We start from the raw sequence: 15576 nt of genomic DNA, 5'->3' as shown, positions 1-15576 counted from the left end.
AAATAAGGAACCATGAGAATTTTATTAGTTGAAGATGATGAACGGATTACAAAAGCCTTAGCTGAAGCCTTAATGGATCATCATTATGTGGTAGATGTGGTTCATGATGGTCAGATGGGGTGGGAGTTTATGGAATCTGCTGACTATGACCTGATGATATTAGATGTAATGTTACCCGGACTCAATGGAATTAAGTTATGTCAGAGATTAAGACAACAGGGAAAAAGTACACCTGTATTGATGTTAACAGCAAAAGATACCAGTGCGGATAAGGTGTTGGGATTGGATGTAGGAGCAGATGATTATGTGATTAAACCCTTTGATTTACAAGAACTTTTAGCCAGAATTCGGGCTTTATTAAGACGAGGAAATTCCGCCTTACCTCCGGTGTTAGAATGGGGCAATCTTCGCCTAGATCCAAATAGTTGTGAAGTCACTTATGCAGGACAACTTCTATCTTTAACACCGAAAGAATATGGTTTGTTAGAGTTGTTTTTACGCAGCCCCGGACGAGTGCTTTCGCGAGAAATAATTTTAGAGCATCTCTGGTCTTTTGAAGATATCCCCGGGGAAGATACCGTCAAAACCCATATCAAAAGATTGAGACAAAAACTCAAAACCGTCGGTGTACCCTCTACCTTAATTGAAACCGTCTATGGCTTGGGATATCGGCTCAAAACGCGATGCAATTAACCCCCAATTTCGCTCTTTAAGTTGGCGGCTGCTCCTGTCTTATCTAGGAGTAATGATGGCAATTTCAGGAACTTCTATGATTGCCGTCTATGAATTTTTTTCTTTTAGTTTATATCAACAATTAGATCGGCAACTTCTAACATTAGCAGATGCAGCTACCCATAGTTTTTCAGAAGTTAAAGAGCATAAAAAAGCCTCTAAAATGGATGATTTTAGGGGATTAGATGATGATGGAGATTTAGATATTCCCTGGCAAAATATTCAGCAACCCAGTCAAGGAATTGAATGGTTTGATCCCGATCGCCAACTGATTGCTAAAGCCGGAAAAATATTTCCTCCTATTGATTTATCCCATTATCATCGGACTTATACCATTAATAACCAAAAAATTCGTACCCTAACTTTACAGATTAATCGATCATCAGAATCACAATCAGAAATTATCGGTTACGTGCGGATTAGTGAGTCTACAGAATCCATTCAAATGGTGTTAAAAAAATTAAGATTAGGGATGATGTTAGGGGGAATCTTAGTATCAGGATTAACAGCTTTTGGAGGAATGTGGTTAACCAAACAATCTTTAAACCCCATTGAAAAAAGTTTTGAAAAACTCAAACAATTTACCGCTGATGCGTCCCATGAATTGAGAAATCCTTTGGCGGGAATTAGAGCTTGTGTGGAAGTCATTCAAAGTCATCCAGAACGAATTAATCCGGCGGATATTGATAAATTAAAAGCGATCGCTAGTGGTGTAAATCAAATGACTAGCTTAGTGGAAGATTTATTACTTTTAGCCCGCCAGGATCAAGATGATCTTCCCTTAACAACGAATTGGGTGATGATTCCTCTGAATGAACTATTAGAAGATTTAGTAGAATTTCTATCTCCTCAAGCGGAAGAAAAAGAAGTTCAATTAATCTTATATATGCCCACTGACGTTAAAATAAAAGGTGAGGGAAATCAACTTTGGCGATTATTTTTAAACTTAATTGAAAATGCTATTTATTATACCGATACTGGGGGCAAAGTAATAGTCTATTTAGAACAGCAAGAAAAATCGGTTTGGGTACGAATAGAAGACACGGGAATCGGTATTTCTCTTGAACAATTACCCTTTGTTTTTGATCGGTTATGGCGTGCCGATCAAGCTCGAAATCGCCGAAAAGGCGGGTCGGGTTTAGGATTAGCGATCGCTCAAACCTTAGCCCAAAATCATCAAGGAGAAATTACCGTTACCAGTCAGTTAGGAAAGGGTAGCTGTTTTTCTGTCCGTTTTCCGACTCCATCCCACACCTAATACCCCATTGAAATCCTCTAATTTAATCGGCAATATCTCAATCTGTCACCAGTTTGTCACTTTTTAGTTTTATCTTGAGATTTAGGGTAAGAATAAACACCCTAAAAATTTTATAATTATTGAGGTTAATGATATGCAAAATATCCAATTGCGGAAATTTCATCGCAAAATTGCACCGATTATATTTATTCCTTTATTTTTGACTGCTTTTACCGGAATGGCTTATCGTTTGGGAAGGACTTGGATGGGAATGCCAAAAGATAAAGCAGAAATTCTGCTGACCATTCATCAAGGAGAATTTTTAGGAGAAGGGTTAGTCCCGATTTATGTATTGTCAATCGGTTTGGGACTAATTGCTATGATATTTACTGGATTAACCATGGTTCGGTTAGCACAGCAAAAACGGAAAAATAATTTAAAAGATCAGCCTTTAAATGCTAGAAAAATTCATCAAATTTTAGCACCTATTCTATTTTTACCTTTGTTTTTAAGTGCTTCCACAGGTATTCTGTATGCGATCGGAGATAGTTGGTTTAATTTTCCGGGTGATTTTTCTGAACTCTTACTGACAATTCATCAAGGTTCTTATTTTGGCCCCGTTGGGAAAGCAATTTACGTTGCTTTAATTGGTTTGGGATTAATTGGAATGTTAATCACCGGAATCAATCTGACAGGAATTTTCCGTAAAAAACGGGCTAAACTATCAGAAGAATCCTAGGTTTTTCCTAAATCTATGGCGCTAATTTCAGGATTTCATATAACTAGAAATACTACAGATTATCCCCCTAACTTCCATAAAAAAGGGGGAATTTGTAGCCAATATTATCTCTACCCTAATCGGAATTTTAGATTACATCAAGGGTCGATAGACGCGAAAATCAATATTCGGGAAAATATTATCAATAGCTTCCACCTTTTCTAGCCAACCTGAATCCACCTTACCAATTTTGATATCTTCGTAGATTTTGTTAAACCGCATCAGGTGGGAACGGGTACGACGCACGGCGTAGGGGGTCATGGTTCCCGAACTCATGATAAAAGCCCAATCAGAAGACTGTGCTAAGAGTAATTCTCGCGCCGCTTGATTGAGTGCCCGTAACTCCTGGTCGCTTCTGGGTTCGCGACCCGCCATTTTAATCATCCGTTCCGCCGCTTTGTGGAGATGGGGGTAAATCCAAGAATTGGTATGATTTAACCAATATTCATGGAATCCCTTATATCCCCAACTGGACTGGGCAGGATGACAAACCTGTTGGGTGGGAAACTCTTGAAGATAATCGGCCAAATGGGTCATGGCATAAACCTTTTGATTCTCCCAGGTTTTGCGGAATAATTGATCGAGAAACCAAGGCCCCTCATACCACCAATGTCCGAATAGTTCGGCATCATAGGGAGAGACAATAATTGGGGGACGCTGCATAATTCCGTGGAGATGTTCCACTTGGCGCTCCCGGTTCATGACAAAATTAGCCGCGTGTTCGCTAGTTTTAGCTTTAGCCCAATAGGGGTCATAAAGTTCCTTCTCTCCCAGTCCTAGACCCCGACCCGTAATTTTGTAATACTTAATTCCGGTATTTTTGCGCTGACCATTGGGCATGATATAGGGCTTAATATATTCATATTCCGCTTCCCATCCCAAATCCTTATAAAATTCTCGATATTCCGCCGCCCCAGGATAACCCACTTCCGAAGACCAGACCTGCTGAGAAGACTCATTATCCCGGGCAAATACCGCCACACCGGATTCCGTATAAACCGGGGAATAGGTTCCGAACCGAGGACGGGGACGGGCGTAGAGAATCCCATGACCATCGGTGAGGAAATACCGAATTCCCGCATCGGCTAACATTCGTTCTAAGCCATTATAGTAGGCACATTCAGGCAACCAAATCCCCCGAGGACGACGGCCAAAAGTTTCTTCATAGTGTTGACAAGCCACCTCTATTTGTCCCCAAACCGCTTGGGGGTACATCTTCATTAGCGGTAAATAGCCATGGGTTGCACCGCAGGTGATGATTTCTAAATTATTGCTATCTTGAAATTGTTTAAAAGCCGTGACTAAATCGCCTTGATAGCGTTCCCACAGTTTACGGGCTTCCTGCCATTCTTCGGCATAATGTTCGGCCAGATAACGAAGATGAGGGGTTTTTTGATAGCGATCAATTTCCTGTTCAGTTAACTCCTGGAGTAAGCCCAGGTGTTGGTCATATCGGTCTTGAAGCAGAGGGTCTCGCAACATCGATACCAGGGGCGGAGTCAAACTCATGGTGATTTTGAAATCAATCCCGTCCCGCTTCAACCCTTCAAACATTTTGATCAGAGGGATGTAGGTTTCGGTAATTGCTTCAAATAGCCATTCTTCCTCTAATACATAGTCACTTTCAGGGTGGCGAACAAAGGGAAGATGGGCATGGAGAACCAGGGCGAGATAGCCAATAGCCATAGGGATTTAATGGAAATACGCTTGTTATCGGAGCTAGATAGTTCTTCAATATGATTAAGATTTTAAAACGAAAGGGTAAGATCCGAGTCAAAGGAAAATATTATCTTCATGACCTGGCCACTCAAAATAAAAAGGTTACTTTTGATACAGTTGAACCCTGCATCCTAGCCATTGTCCTCACTGGCAATGGGATTTGACAATCCTCTAATGCCTACTTTAGATGCTCAATAGCTTACTGTTTAATTGTGATAGAAATTCAAGCTAAATCAAAGAGTAATATTTCCGCATCGGTTGTGGCAGTCAGGGTAATTTCTGGTTCTTCGGCGATCGCAGCACCATCACCCGCCGTTAAAGGAATTTGATTGAGAATCACTTCTCCTTTAGCCACTTGGAGCCAACCATAACGTTCAGCAGAAAAGGAATAGGAAATCCGATCGCTCGGTTTTAAAATCCCTGCATATAAATTAACATCCTGATGAATTTTCACCGCCTGATCCACCGGATTTCGGGTGGCAATTAATTGGAATTGACCGGAATTTTCTGAGAAATTAAATGATTTTTGTTCATAGCTTGGGGGTAAACCTTGGGTATCCGGTAGCAGCCAAATTTGTAATAAATGAACTTGATCCGTTGCAGAGGGATTAAATTCACTATGACGAATTCCCGTCCCCGCACTCATGCGTTGAACCTCACCCGGTTGAATAATAGAACCTGTACCCAAACTATCTTTATGTTCCAGGGAACCCTGTAAAATATAGGTAATAATTTCCATATTTTGGTGTCCATGGGTAGGAAAACCGCCCATGGGTTGCACCCGATCTTCATTAATCACCCGCAGCGATCGCCATCCCATATATTCAGGATCATAATAGTTCCCAAAGGAGAAGGTATGATAACTTTCTAGCCAGTCAATTTTAACCTGTCCTCTGTCTTGAGACTTGCGAACTGTGATCATATTTTTTCGGGTTTAAACACTACTGTATTATGTATTAATTTATTGTACTCAACTTTTTTAAGATTCAGTCAAGGGCAGGACTATTTTCTTGATCTATAAAAATTACAGGAGCATTTTGCAATCTTTTATAAGTGCGGTAACGATGATAAAATTCACGGTTTTTAAAAAACAGTAGAGAGATAGCTTCCCAAATAAAAACCCATCCACTGATCACCAGAGCTTGAAACAGTACAGAGGGAAAAACCGCCGTTGAATTTTCCGAATAAATGGTAGCCATCCATAGGGAAATCAAACCCACAAAAACAAAATAAATGATCCGGCTATTAGCTTGCTTAATCTCTTTTTTAAAAACGTATATTTTAAAGGTAAAACTATTTTTTATACCCAGGCGTGATTCCTTCTCCATTTTTTCATCCCGTTGTCCCTGGGAAACCATAAAACACAACTCAATCTGTTTTTCAAAGGGGACTTCATCGGAACTTCTGAGTAGATAAGATTCCAAATTCGGGTTTATCTCTCGACGTTTAAAGGGAGCAGGATCCCATTCATTAAAAATATCAGTGTAATGATTCAGCCCGATCTCAATCATATAGAGATGGGTGGATGAATCCAATTTATAGATATCGGTAAAAATCCGATCTTTTTTGTTCATTATTTGCCGCTTTGATAGGTTTTGATCGAAACAACTCAACAACCCTATAAGCCATCCGATTTTATAACTGATAACTGATCAGCTATTGTGCATTTAAACGGTTATTTGCTTCGTGGGTTTCTAGTATGGCGAAGGCTATGGAAATATTGCTGACGCAGGGCTTCCCATCAACTTCAATATTTCCAAATCACCAATTTAGATGCACAACAGCTTAATACCGATACTTGAGCAAGGATTGAACTAGCTGGCTTTGCGTTTGGAGCCCATCATCCGTTCAATACTCATGGCCCCCACACCCAAAATGACTAAAGCCATCCCATAAATTTGTTGTTGCTTAATCGCCTCACCGATAATCCAGAAGGCAAACAAAGCGGTTAATGCCGGGCCAGTTGTCCCAATAATGGACGCCAGGGCAGCCCCGGCCGAACGAATGGCGAAATTATTTAATAAATAACTCGATAGAGTCAGAACACCTAAAACCACACCCCCAATCATTAACCCATTCCAAACTCCCGGTTGAATATTAATCCCCAAACTATCGGGGAGTAGCATCAAACTCACGGAAGAAAAGACAAAAATAGACGCAAAGTTCACCAAACTAAACGGGATAGGATGGAGTTTTCCCGCCGCCACCTGAGTCAGTAACACATAACCGGCAAAAGCCACACCTGCACAGATCGCAGAAATCACCCCCACCTGCACATTTCCCAGGGCGATATTAGGATTTGGGGCCGGTAAACAAAGAATCCCTCCCGACAGAATTATAATCATGGCAATCACCCGAATCAGGGTCGGTCGATCACCAAATAAACCCCAAGAGGCGATTACCGTCACAATCGGATAGATAAAGAAAATCGTAATCGCAATTCCGGTGGGAATCTCACCAATGGCGACATAAATAGCGACTTGAGATAAAAACAAGAAAAATCCACTACCAATTACCGTCAACATTAAGCGACGATCACCGGACTGAAGAAAACGTCGGAGATCACTCCATACCGGAGGATAAAGGAACGTTGCCACAATCGGCATTAGTCCCATGACCACAATCATCCGCAGTAACAGGATTAATAAGGAGTTTCCGATCCCCGGACTAATAATTCCTTCTAGGGAAAATAGACCCAAGATTTCCCTAGGTTGTGGCCCCTTGAGAATAATCTTTAAACAAACGTTAAACAACGATAAAGATATCGCCGACAGTAACGCTAAAAATAAACCCAACTGCACTGGAGAAGACTGGGGTTTAGGTTTAGGACTAGCAAAAGCTTCCGGGCGATTCGTGAGTCCCGTATTCCCAGGGGTCAGGGTCTGATGAGCGTCGCTGGGAAGTTCCCGTCTGGCACTATCCCCCCGTAGGATGGGTTGTTCCACCTGTTCTTGCAAACGATTAACCAGGGTTTCCAGCAAAGTTTCAACCTGCTGTTCCAAGGTTTGCATATTGTTTAACCGTCGAGATAGGTTACTTTGATAGTGACCTAACTCCTCTTGTAAACTTTGAAAAGTTTGGTTTAGGCTAGTTTCCAAAACCGCTTCCAACTCTCGATTATTGAAGTTTTCTGGATCGTGATCTTGACCCTGGAGCAGTCCAGTTGGATCAGCAGCTAATAAAGGCGGATCACTGGCTGCTTTAATTTGATTAATCCGTGCGATCAAAGCTTGTTCAACATCACGCGCCACAATTTGGGTTAGTTGTTTGAGCCAAGCTCGATTGGGAGGAACGCGATCGGACAATATTTGTAACTGCTGGGATTGCAGTCGGCGATATTCCGTTTGTAGACTTTCAATATCCTCAATTAAGCGAACTTTATCCGTTTCGAGTCGTTGGATATCCGACAGATATCTTTCCTTAATCTGGTGATGAAAGGTTTCTAACTCCTGTATCACCGAACTTAGAACTATTTCTGCGGATGTGGTTTCTCCCGATCCTAAAGGTGGCGGTTGATTCTCCTGTGTCCCCATTCGTGATTAACCTCTTATTGATCTGCTGATTCAGCTATGACGCCACTCATACCAACGCTGCATACCGGGTTTCACAATTGATAGACTAGAAAATCCTAGTCTTGACCGATAAAGGCACAACGGGAAAAATGGCAAAGCGAGGGAAGAATTATCCCCAAAAACCTAAACTAAACAATAGCTCATTCTCTAATGATTGACTAAATTTTGCCTATCAAATTAAACCGAGTCCCATCACAACCGTTCAAAACCACTGGAATATTTTAAATAGAATCCCACTCATGATCGCCGCGCTAGGAACAGTAACCACCCAGGCTAAGGCAATGGAACGTAGAGTCTCCAAGCGCACCTCTTTTCCTCCTTGTACGAGTCCAATTCCCACCACACCCCCCACCAAAGCATGGGAAGTGGAAACGGGTAATCCTAAACGCGAAGCCAATAATACGGTGGTAGCCGTGGCCAATTCCGCACAAAATCCCTGACTCGGAAGCAGGGAAATAATATTTTCCCCCACGGTTTTAATCACATTTTTACCCCAGATAGCCAGTCCGGTGACAATCCCACTCCCCCCCAACAGTAAAATCCAAATTGGGATTTCAATATCGTCTAGGGGAACTGAACCCGTTTTAATCACGGCTAAAATTGCTGCTAAGGGAGCGATCGTATTTCCCACATCATTTGACCCGTGGGCAAAAGCCACAAAACAAGCACTAACGACCTGAAACACTGCCAGTTGTTTTTCGATCCCGGGAAATTTTTCCAGTGTTGGATCAGAAATAGAAGGGGTTTGCTGTTGCTCCAATTGTCGCCAACTCCGCCAAGTTAAACCGATCGCCGCGATTCCACCGACGGCTAAAGGAATATCATGGACAGGTAATGTCCAACCCCATTGGGTTAAGGTGTTCTGCAACGGCGATCGCAAAATTGGGAAAACAATCACCCCAAAAATTCCGATTAAAATACTACTCAACCAGGGAATCCATTCTTGGATTTGGCGGTGGGGATCGGGTTGGTCTAAAATCCAATACTTAATGAGTTTATAAAATAGGGCTGAAATTAAACCACTAATCACCGGGGTGATTAACCAACTCAAGGAAATTAAACCGATCGTCTGCCAGTTGACCGCCTTGACCCCGGCGGCAATGCAACTAAACCCAGCGATCGCCCCTACCACCGCATGGGACGAAGATACGGGTAATCCCTGACGGGTGGCAATTTGTAACCATAATCCGGCCGAAATTAATACCGATACCATCCCAATCACAAAGACTTGAGGGGTGGAGCTAAAAACTTCCGGGTTAACCACCCCCGTAGCTAGGGTTTTAGAGACTCGCTCTCCAAAAAAGACCGCCCCGGTAAATTCTAAAATCCCAGCGACAATAATCGCTTGTTTCAGGGTCAATGCCTTGGAACCGACCGATGTCCCCATCGAGTTTGCTACATCATTAGCCCCTAAATTGCAAGCAACATAGAAGGCTAACCCGCACAGCAACACAATTTCAACGATAACTGGAATAGATTGGTCTAACATCTTTGTGAATCCAGGTGAATAGATGGATTTTACAATCCTTTTCGATCTATAATCGGATCTTGTGAGTTTTGGAAAATTATCATGAAAGCGGAAGAAATTATCCGTTCTATTGAAACGGCAGAAATCGAAAGCCTCCGACAGCAACTAAATAAACCCGATCTTCCCGAGATTTATGTCGGTGATACGATCAAAGTTGCGGTCAAGATTCAAGAAGGCGGGAAAGAACGGATTCAGCCCTATGAGGGGGTTGTGATTGCCAAACGCCATGGCGGGATTAACGCCACGATCACCGTGCGGAAGATTTTTCAAGGAGTGGGGGTTGAGAGAGTTTTCCTCATCCATTCTCCGAGAATTGCGAATATTAAAGTCATCCGTCGGGGTAAAGTCCGTCGGGCTAAACTATTCTATCTCCGCGATCGGATTGGTAAGGCCACTCGGGTTAAACAACGGTTTGATCGGAGTCTGTAACTTGGGCAAGACCGGATATTCCATGATTCCCCTCGTGATCATCAAAAAAAGTTTAACTAAATTCTCTAAGTTGTGTTAAGCTAAGTCAGGTAAAAGATCAGCCACTCCGCTATGCGCTCTTAGTTCAGTTGGTAGAACGCAGGTCTCCAAAACCTGATGTCGGGGGTTCAAGTCCTCCAGGGCGCGCTGGATACCTCTAATGCCCAGATGCAAGATTTTCTTCGTCTGGGCATTGTTCCGAAAAGCAACAAATCGGGACATTGTATGGGGGGATTCAGTATGATACCTTAAAAAGTTTGGGCGGATGTGTGACCCTTAGCAGCTAAGATCATGATCGGATACCGTAAGATCGCAAGGGGAGTTCATGGTGGTCAACAAGAAAGAAGAAGTTGCAGTTGAAAATACAACTTCTGGCTTTAACGCTTCTACGTTCCTTAAAGAAACAAAAGAGGAATTGGACAAAGTGGTCTGGCCTGGCCGACAGCAACTGCTGAGTGAGTCGGCGGGGGTGTTGTTAATGGTCACTCTCTCGGCCAGCTTGATCTATTTAGCAGACAACTTCCTTCGTTGGGCGTCGGGGCAAATCTTCGGATGACTTTTACATCAGACGAATCAAAACATTCAGACCTCATGGCGGATACAGACGAACGTTCCCAGGAGTTTTCACCCGGAGAGCGCCGTTGGTATGCTGTTCAGGTGGCTTCTGGCTGTGAAAAAAGAGTCAAAGCGAACTTAGAACAACGGGTACAAACCCTAGATGTTGCAGAACGAATTTTGAAGGTGGAAATTCCCCACACCCCAATGATTAAACTGCGAAAAGATGGCAGTCGTCAGCACGGTGAGGAGAAAGTATTTCCAGGTTATGTTCTCATCCAGATGAGACTGAAATGGAATAACGAACTCAATCACTGGGAAATTGACGATGAAGCTTGGCAGGTGGTCAAGAACACGCCACACGTGATTAATTTTGTTGGGGCGGAACAAAAACGGCATTCCGGTCGAGGTCGAGGTCATGTTAAACCTCTCCCCTTGAGCAATGCTGAGGTGGAACGCATCTTCAGACAAGCGCAACAACAGGAACCGATTGTCAAAGCAGCAATGGCGATTGGGGATCATATCATCGTACTTTCAGGGCCTTTTAAAGACTTTGAAGGGGATGTGATTGAAGTCAGTCCAGAACGGAGTAAGCTGAAAGCTTTACTTTCGATTTTTGGACGGGATACCCCGGTAGAATTAGAGTTTAATCAGGTTGAAAAACAAGGCTAAGGAATGGCAAAAAAAGTTGTAGCAGTTATTAAGTTGGCAATTACTGCGGGCAAAGCCAACCCAGCGCCCCCAATCGGCCCAGCCCTGGGTCAACATGGGGTGAATATTATGGCGTTTTGCAAAGAGTATAACGCTAGAACCGCAGATAAAGCAGGTCTTGTAGTTCCGGTAGAAATATCGGTTTTTGAAGATCGGAGTTTCACCTTTATTCTCAAAACTCCTCCAGCTTCGGTGTTAATCCGTAAAGCCGCCGGAGTTGAACGGGGATCGGGAGAACCCAACCGCAAGAAAGTCGGTAAAATTACGCAAGCTCAGTTACGAGAAATTGCGGAAACCAAAATGCCCGACTTAAATGCCAATGATGTGGATGCCGCCATGAAAATCGTGGCCGGAACCGCCCGCAATATGGGTGTAACCATTGTTGATTAAGCCTGTTTGTGACCGATAACTGCACCCAAACAGTGATCGATCTCAATCGGGGGCTCAATGGCGATGAATCATTGAAGTCCGTAAGAATTTCAAGAAATTTTAGTTAACCCTTTATTGGGGGAGAAGTGCATCTTCGTTACCACCCCAGGAGAGATAAAATAGAATGGCAAAAAAAGAATCACGTCGATTACGAGAACTCAGAAAAAAGGTTGAAGACCGACCTTACGAACCTTTAGAGGCGATTAATCTGCTGAAGGAAACCGCTACAGCTAAGTTTCCTGAATCGGCTGAAGCCCATATTCGTTTAGGTATTGACCCCAAATATACGGATCAACAACTGCGGACAACGGTGAGCTTACCCAAAGGTACGGGTCAGGTGATCCGGGTGGCGGTATTGACGAAGGGGGAGAAAGTCGCCGAAGCTCAAGCAGCCGGGGCCGATCTTGTTGGATCTGAAGAGTTGATTAATGAGATCCAGAAGGGAATGCTGGATTTTGATTGCTTAATTGCCACACCGGATATGATGCCCCAAGTGGCTAAACTGGGACGTTTGTTGGGGCCGAAGGGCTTAATGCCTTCTCCCAAAGGCGGAACGGTGACGACGGATGTGACACAGGCGATCGCTGAATTCAAAGCTGGGAAGTTAGAATTCCGGGCTGATCGCACGGGTATCGTGCACGTGATGTTTGGGAAAACCGGATTCTCGGCAACGGATTTACTGGTGAACCTATCCACGCTGCAAGAGTGTATTGACCGCAACCGTCCTTCTGGGGCTAAGGGTCGTTACTGGCGTAGTGTGTTTGTCGCGTCTACGATGGGGCCGTCAATTGAAGTGGATATTACGGCTCTGCGAGAACTGAAAATTGCAGACCTAGTTTAATCTGGGGATTTCAGCCACCCTTGATGATTGATTTGCCTAGGGTGTGCTGATTTCTCCGGTGATCTAGTCGGAATTGGGGGTTGACAAATCCAAGCAAATATGCAATGATTTAAAACTGCGTATTTAAACCAATAAACGACTAACTCACCGCAGACAGCAGGGGCGAAACGCTTAATTTCCTGCCGAGGTTCAATAAGTTTAAAGCTAAACAATCAGGTTACAGACCTTATTAATCTGTCTGTGTTGATGATTTATGTTTAAGTTTTAAGTCTTGACCTCGGTGAAAAAACCGAGGTTTTTTATGGCGAAATCGCTGCTGTTTAATCGGGGAAGGAGTCAACCGTTGTGGGTCATTCCGTCCCTTGGAGGGGATGAGAATGGACTGCAATGCTACATGGAGGTTCAACAAGAATGGGAAGAACCCTAGAAAATAAACAAGGAATTGTTGCTGAACTTAAGGAAACCCTTAAAGGTTCACAACTGGCGATTGTGATTGACTATAACGGTCTATCCGTTGCGGAAATTACTAATTTACGGCAACAGTTGCGTCCTTCAGGCAGTGTTTGCAAGGTGACAAAAAACACCTTAATGCGAATTGCCATCGAAGGTCAAAGCAACTGGGAGCCGTTGAATGAGTTGCTCAAGGGTTCTAACGCCTTTTTATTAATCAAGGAAGACTTCGGTAGTGCCATTAAAGCCTATCAAGCGTTCCAAAAGGCTTCTAAAAAGACGGAAGTTCGCGGCGGCGTCATGGAAGGCAGACTGCTGAGTGAAAGTGACGTCAAAGCCTTAGGAGATTTACCCTCCAGAGAGCAACTTATGGCTCAAATTGCGGGTGCTATCAATGGTATGGCGACCCAACTGGCCGTTGGCATCAACGAGGTTCCAGGGTCTTTGGCACGAGCACTCAATGCCTATGTCGAAAAAGATCAAGATGGCTCAAACGACGAAGCTGCATAGTTTCTGGGAATGCTTGGCCAACGAGTCTCAAACACAAACCGTTACATTGTCTAGGAGTTTAACAAATGTCTGCAACTACTGATCAAATTCTGGAACAACTGAAGTCTTTAACCCTGTTAGAAGCGTCTGAATTAGTCAAACAAATTGAAGAAGCTTTTGGCGTGAGCGCCGCGGCTCCTGTGGGTGTTGCAATGGTTGCTCCTGGTGCAGCAGCCCCTGTGGAAGAAGTTGAAGAAAAAACTGAATTCGATGTCATCTTGGAAGAATTCCCTGCTGATAAGAAAATTGCGATTCTGAAAGTGGTGCGTGAACTGACTGGTTTAGGTCTGAAAGAAGCTAAAGATTTAGTGGAAGCAGCCCCCAAAGCGGTTAAAGAAGCTACTAATAAAGATGATGCTGAAGCCACTAAGAAAAAATTGGAAGAAGCTGGTGCTAAAGTCTCCATTAAATAGTTTTAACGGAGTTTAGTTTTAGTTTTTTATTCATCCCTAACCTGATTTCTGAACGAGAAATCAGGTTTTTTCATAGGATCAGGAAACCATGCAACGCTATTTTGAGATTTTAATATTATTTTGGGAAACTGCGATCGCAGCCGAACTAGAATATCGAATTAACTTTCTAATTTCTGCTGTCACCAGTTTAGGAAGTTTAATAGGCAGTATTTTTAGCCTATTTTTATTTTATAGAACGGGCTATACTTTTGAAGGATGGAGTTGGGAAGAAGTCTTAATTGTTCTGGGAATATTTACAATATTACAAGGATTTTCCACCACAATATTAATTCCCAATTTGAACAGAATTGTCACCCATGTTCAAGAAGGAACCTTGGATTTTGTATTACTTAAACCCCTGAGTAGTCAATTTTGGCTATCGACTCGGATGGTTTCTCCTTGGGGCCTACCCGACCTAATTTTTGGCTGTTCAATGGTGGCTTATCAAGGGAGTAAACTCGGATTAACCTGGAGAGATTATTTAGCCAGTTTATTACCCCTATCCTTTGGAATGATCAGTTTATATAGTATATGGTTTATTTTGGGAGCCACCAGTATTTGGTTTGTTAAAATTTATAATGTTACGGAAGTATTACGAGGATTATTAGAAGCGGGAAGATATCCCATGGTAGCCTATCCCATCGCCTATCGTTTCTTTTTTACCTTTATTGTTCCCGTTGCATTTTTAACAACTATTCCAGCCGAATCAATTCTAGGAAAAACCGAAATATCCTGGGTGATGGCTTCAGGATTATTAGCCCTGGGATTATTATTAATTTCGGCTAAATTTTGGGAATTTGCCTTAAAATTCTATACCAGTGCATCAAGTTAATTCCAAACTTCAGTTAAATCCAAGATAATCAAGAAAGTTATTTATTTAGGAATTAAATTGCGATCGCGAAGCGTGCCGGAGGCATATCGCACCCACTGCCGAAATCCTCGCCTTGCTGCACTATCTCCGATAATTTCACTTTGTTGTAAAAACTGTAAAATTCCGCCTATAACTGGCAAATTTCCAAAGATCTGGCTAGTTTCTGTTGACAAGTATTCACCTTGTTGTAAAATAAAAATTTGTAGTTTTCCTTCTGTATAAATCCACAATTCCGGTACGCCTAAAGCTAAATAAGCATCGAGTTGAGTTTTTGAGGTAACATCAACTTCAATGGCTAAATCAGGAGGCGGATCAACGGATAAATTAACCCTTTGCTTTCCGATCATTAAAGCAGCATTCTGAATATAAAAACAGTTATCGGGTTCGATCCCTGCTGTCATTTCTGGTCGTTTAAAAGTTGTTGATCCAAAAGTTTGTGAATCTAACTCTAATTCATCCAATAGAATTTTCACAAAATCGCTAATGAGTTCTTTTTTTGTTTCATGTTCTGGTAATGGCATCCGAATTTCTAACACTCCTTGATAGTAAACGACCCGTGAAGCCCGATGTTCTCCCATTTCCTCTAAAATGGCTTCAAATTCCTTCCAACTCACCTGGCGCAAAGTTAGATGTTGTCCGGGTTGAATATCAATTTGTTGTAATTCCAATGTAACAACCATTGCA

At 42.7% G+C, this 15576-nt stretch carries 17 protein-coding genes, 1 tRNA gene and 1 other annotated feature; of the genes, 12 read left to right on the top strand and 6 right to left on the bottom strand.

What is annotated here, in order from left to right:
• Positions 1-12: 12 nt before the first annotated feature.
• The 3 genes from PL9631_RS06725 to PL9631_RS06715 all read left to right on the top strand — a co-directional run bounded on the left by PL9631_RS06725 (position 13) and on the right by PL9631_RS06715 (position 2708).
• Positions 13-693 (top strand): response regulator transcription factor, encoded by a 681-nt coding sequence (locus tag PL9631_RS06725; protein ID WP_083618298.1) that lies wholly within the window; start codon positions 13-15, stop codon positions 691-693.
• Complete coding sequence (locus PL9631_RS06720) at positions 656-1990, top strand: sensor histidine kinase (protein WP_156090476.1); 1335 nt, start codon at positions 656-658, stop codon at positions 1988-1990. The genes PL9631_RS06725 and PL9631_RS06720 overlap by 38 nt, the downstream gene beginning before the upstream one ends.
• A 133-nt stretch (positions 1991-2123) precedes the next feature.
• Positions 2124-2708 (top strand): PepSY-associated TM helix domain-containing protein, encoded by a 585-nt coding sequence (locus PL9631_RS06715; protein WP_083618297.1) that lies wholly within the window; start codon positions 2124-2126, stop codon positions 2706-2708.
• A gap of 132 nt (positions 2709-2840) precedes the next feature.
• On the opposite strand, the gene PL9631_RS06710 is transcribed toward PL9631_RS06715, so the two are convergent.
• The 5 genes from PL9631_RS06710 to PL9631_RS06690 form a co-directional block, all read right to left on the bottom strand.
• Positions 2841-4433, bottom strand: coding sequence for a glycoside hydrolase family 57 protein (locus PL9631_RS06710; RefSeq protein WP_083618295.1), 1593 nt, complete (start codon positions 4431-4433; stop codon positions 2841-2843).
• 256 nt (positions 4434-4689) lie between these two features.
• Positions 4690-5388: a pirin family protein gene (locus tag PL9631_RS06705; RefSeq protein ID WP_083618294.1), complete on the bottom strand. Its 699-nt coding sequence runs from the start codon at positions 5386-5388 to the stop codon at positions 4690-4692.
• Positions 5389-5452: 64 nt separating this feature from the next.
• On the bottom strand, positions 5453-6040 hold the full coding sequence (locus PL9631_RS06700; RefSeq protein WP_083618292.1) for a hypothetical protein: 588 nt from the start codon (positions 6038-6040) through the stop codon (positions 5453-5455).
• 240 nt (positions 6041-6280) lie between these two features.
• Positions 6281-7999: a DMT family transporter gene (locus PL9631_RS06695; protein ID WP_083618291.1), complete on the bottom strand. Its 1719-nt coding sequence runs from the start codon at positions 7997-7999 to the stop codon at positions 6281-6283.
• A 241-nt stretch (positions 8000-8240) separates the two neighbouring features.
• Positions 8241-9527, bottom strand: coding sequence for an inorganic phosphate transporter (locus PL9631_RS06690; protein ID WP_083618289.1), 1287 nt, complete (start codon positions 9525-9527; stop codon positions 8241-8243).
• Between the two features lie 81 nt (positions 9528-9608).
• On the opposite strand from PL9631_RS06690, the gene rplS reads away from it, so the two are divergent.
• The 9 genes from rplS (at position 9609) to PL9631_RS06645 (ending at position 14853) form a co-directional block, all read left to right on the top strand.
• Complete coding sequence (rplS, locus tag PL9631_RS06685; protein ID WP_083618287.1) at positions 9609-9995, top strand: 50S ribosomal protein L19; 387 nt, start codon at positions 9609-9611, stop codon at positions 9993-9995.
• 113 nt (positions 9996-10108) lie between these two features.
• A tRNA-Trp gene (locus tag PL9631_RS06680) sits at positions 10109-10181 on the top strand.
• A gap of 178 nt (positions 10182-10359) precedes the next feature.
• A complete protein-coding gene (gene secE, locus PL9631_RS06675; protein WP_083618285.1) occupies positions 10360-10590 on the top strand; it encodes a preprotein translocase subunit SecE in 231 nt (76 codons plus the stop codon).
• Positions 10587-11261, top strand: a complete 675-nt coding sequence (gene nusG / locus PL9631_RS06670) for a transcription termination/antitermination protein NusG (protein WP_083618273.1) — start codon at positions 10587-10589, stop codon at positions 11259-11261. Before secE ends, nusG begins: the two co-directional genes overlap by 4 nt.
• Positions 11262-11264: 3 nt before the next feature.
• Positions 11265-11690, top strand: a complete 426-nt coding sequence (gene rplK / locus PL9631_RS06665; protein ID WP_083618271.1) for a 50S ribosomal protein L11 — start codon at positions 11265-11267, stop codon at positions 11688-11690.
• Positions 11691-11853: 163 nt separating this feature from the next.
• Entirely contained in the window at positions 11854-12570 is a 717-nt protein-coding gene (gene rplA / locus PL9631_RS06660; protein ID WP_083618269.1) for a 50S ribosomal protein L1, read from the top strand.
• A 129-nt stretch (positions 12571-12699) separates the two neighbouring features.
• Positions 12700-12835 (top strand) — a sequence feature (ribosomal protein L10 leader region).
• 146 nt (positions 12836-12981) lie between these two features.
• Positions 12982-13530: a 50S ribosomal protein L10 gene (gene rplJ, locus PL9631_RS06655; RefSeq protein WP_083618268.1), complete on the top strand. Its 549-nt coding sequence runs from the start codon at positions 12982-12984 to the stop codon at positions 13528-13530.
• Between the two features lie 65 nt (positions 13531-13595).
• Positions 13596-13982, top strand: coding sequence for a 50S ribosomal protein L7/L12 (gene rplL / locus PL9631_RS06650; RefSeq protein WP_083618267.1), 387 nt, complete (start codon positions 13596-13598; stop codon positions 13980-13982).
• An 88-nt stretch (positions 13983-14070) separates the two neighbouring features.
• The gene (locus PL9631_RS06645) at positions 14071-14853 is read left to right on the top strand and encodes an ABC transporter permease (RefSeq protein ID WP_083618266.1); all 783 of its coding nucleotides are present in this window, start codon (positions 14071-14073) and stop codon (positions 14851-14853) included.
• Positions 14854-14894: 41 nt separating this feature from the next.
• Here the strand turns inward: PL9631_RS06645 and PL9631_RS06640 are convergent, their stop codons facing one another.
• Positions 14895-15572: a Uma2 family endonuclease gene (locus tag PL9631_RS06640; protein ID WP_083618264.1), complete on the bottom strand. Its 678-nt coding sequence runs from the start codon at positions 15570-15572 to the stop codon at positions 14895-14897.
• Between the last annotated feature and the right edge of the window lie 4 nt (positions 15573-15576).

It is taken from the genome of Planktothrix paucivesiculata PCC 9631, from assembly GCF_900009265.2.
GTDB classification, from domain to species: Bacteria; Cyanobacteriota; Cyanobacteriia; order Cyanobacteriales; family Microcoleaceae; genus Planktothrix; species Planktothrix paucivesiculata.
Note: the sequence above shows the minus strand (reverse complement) of the source record. Positions and strands in the feature narration are given on the sequence as shown.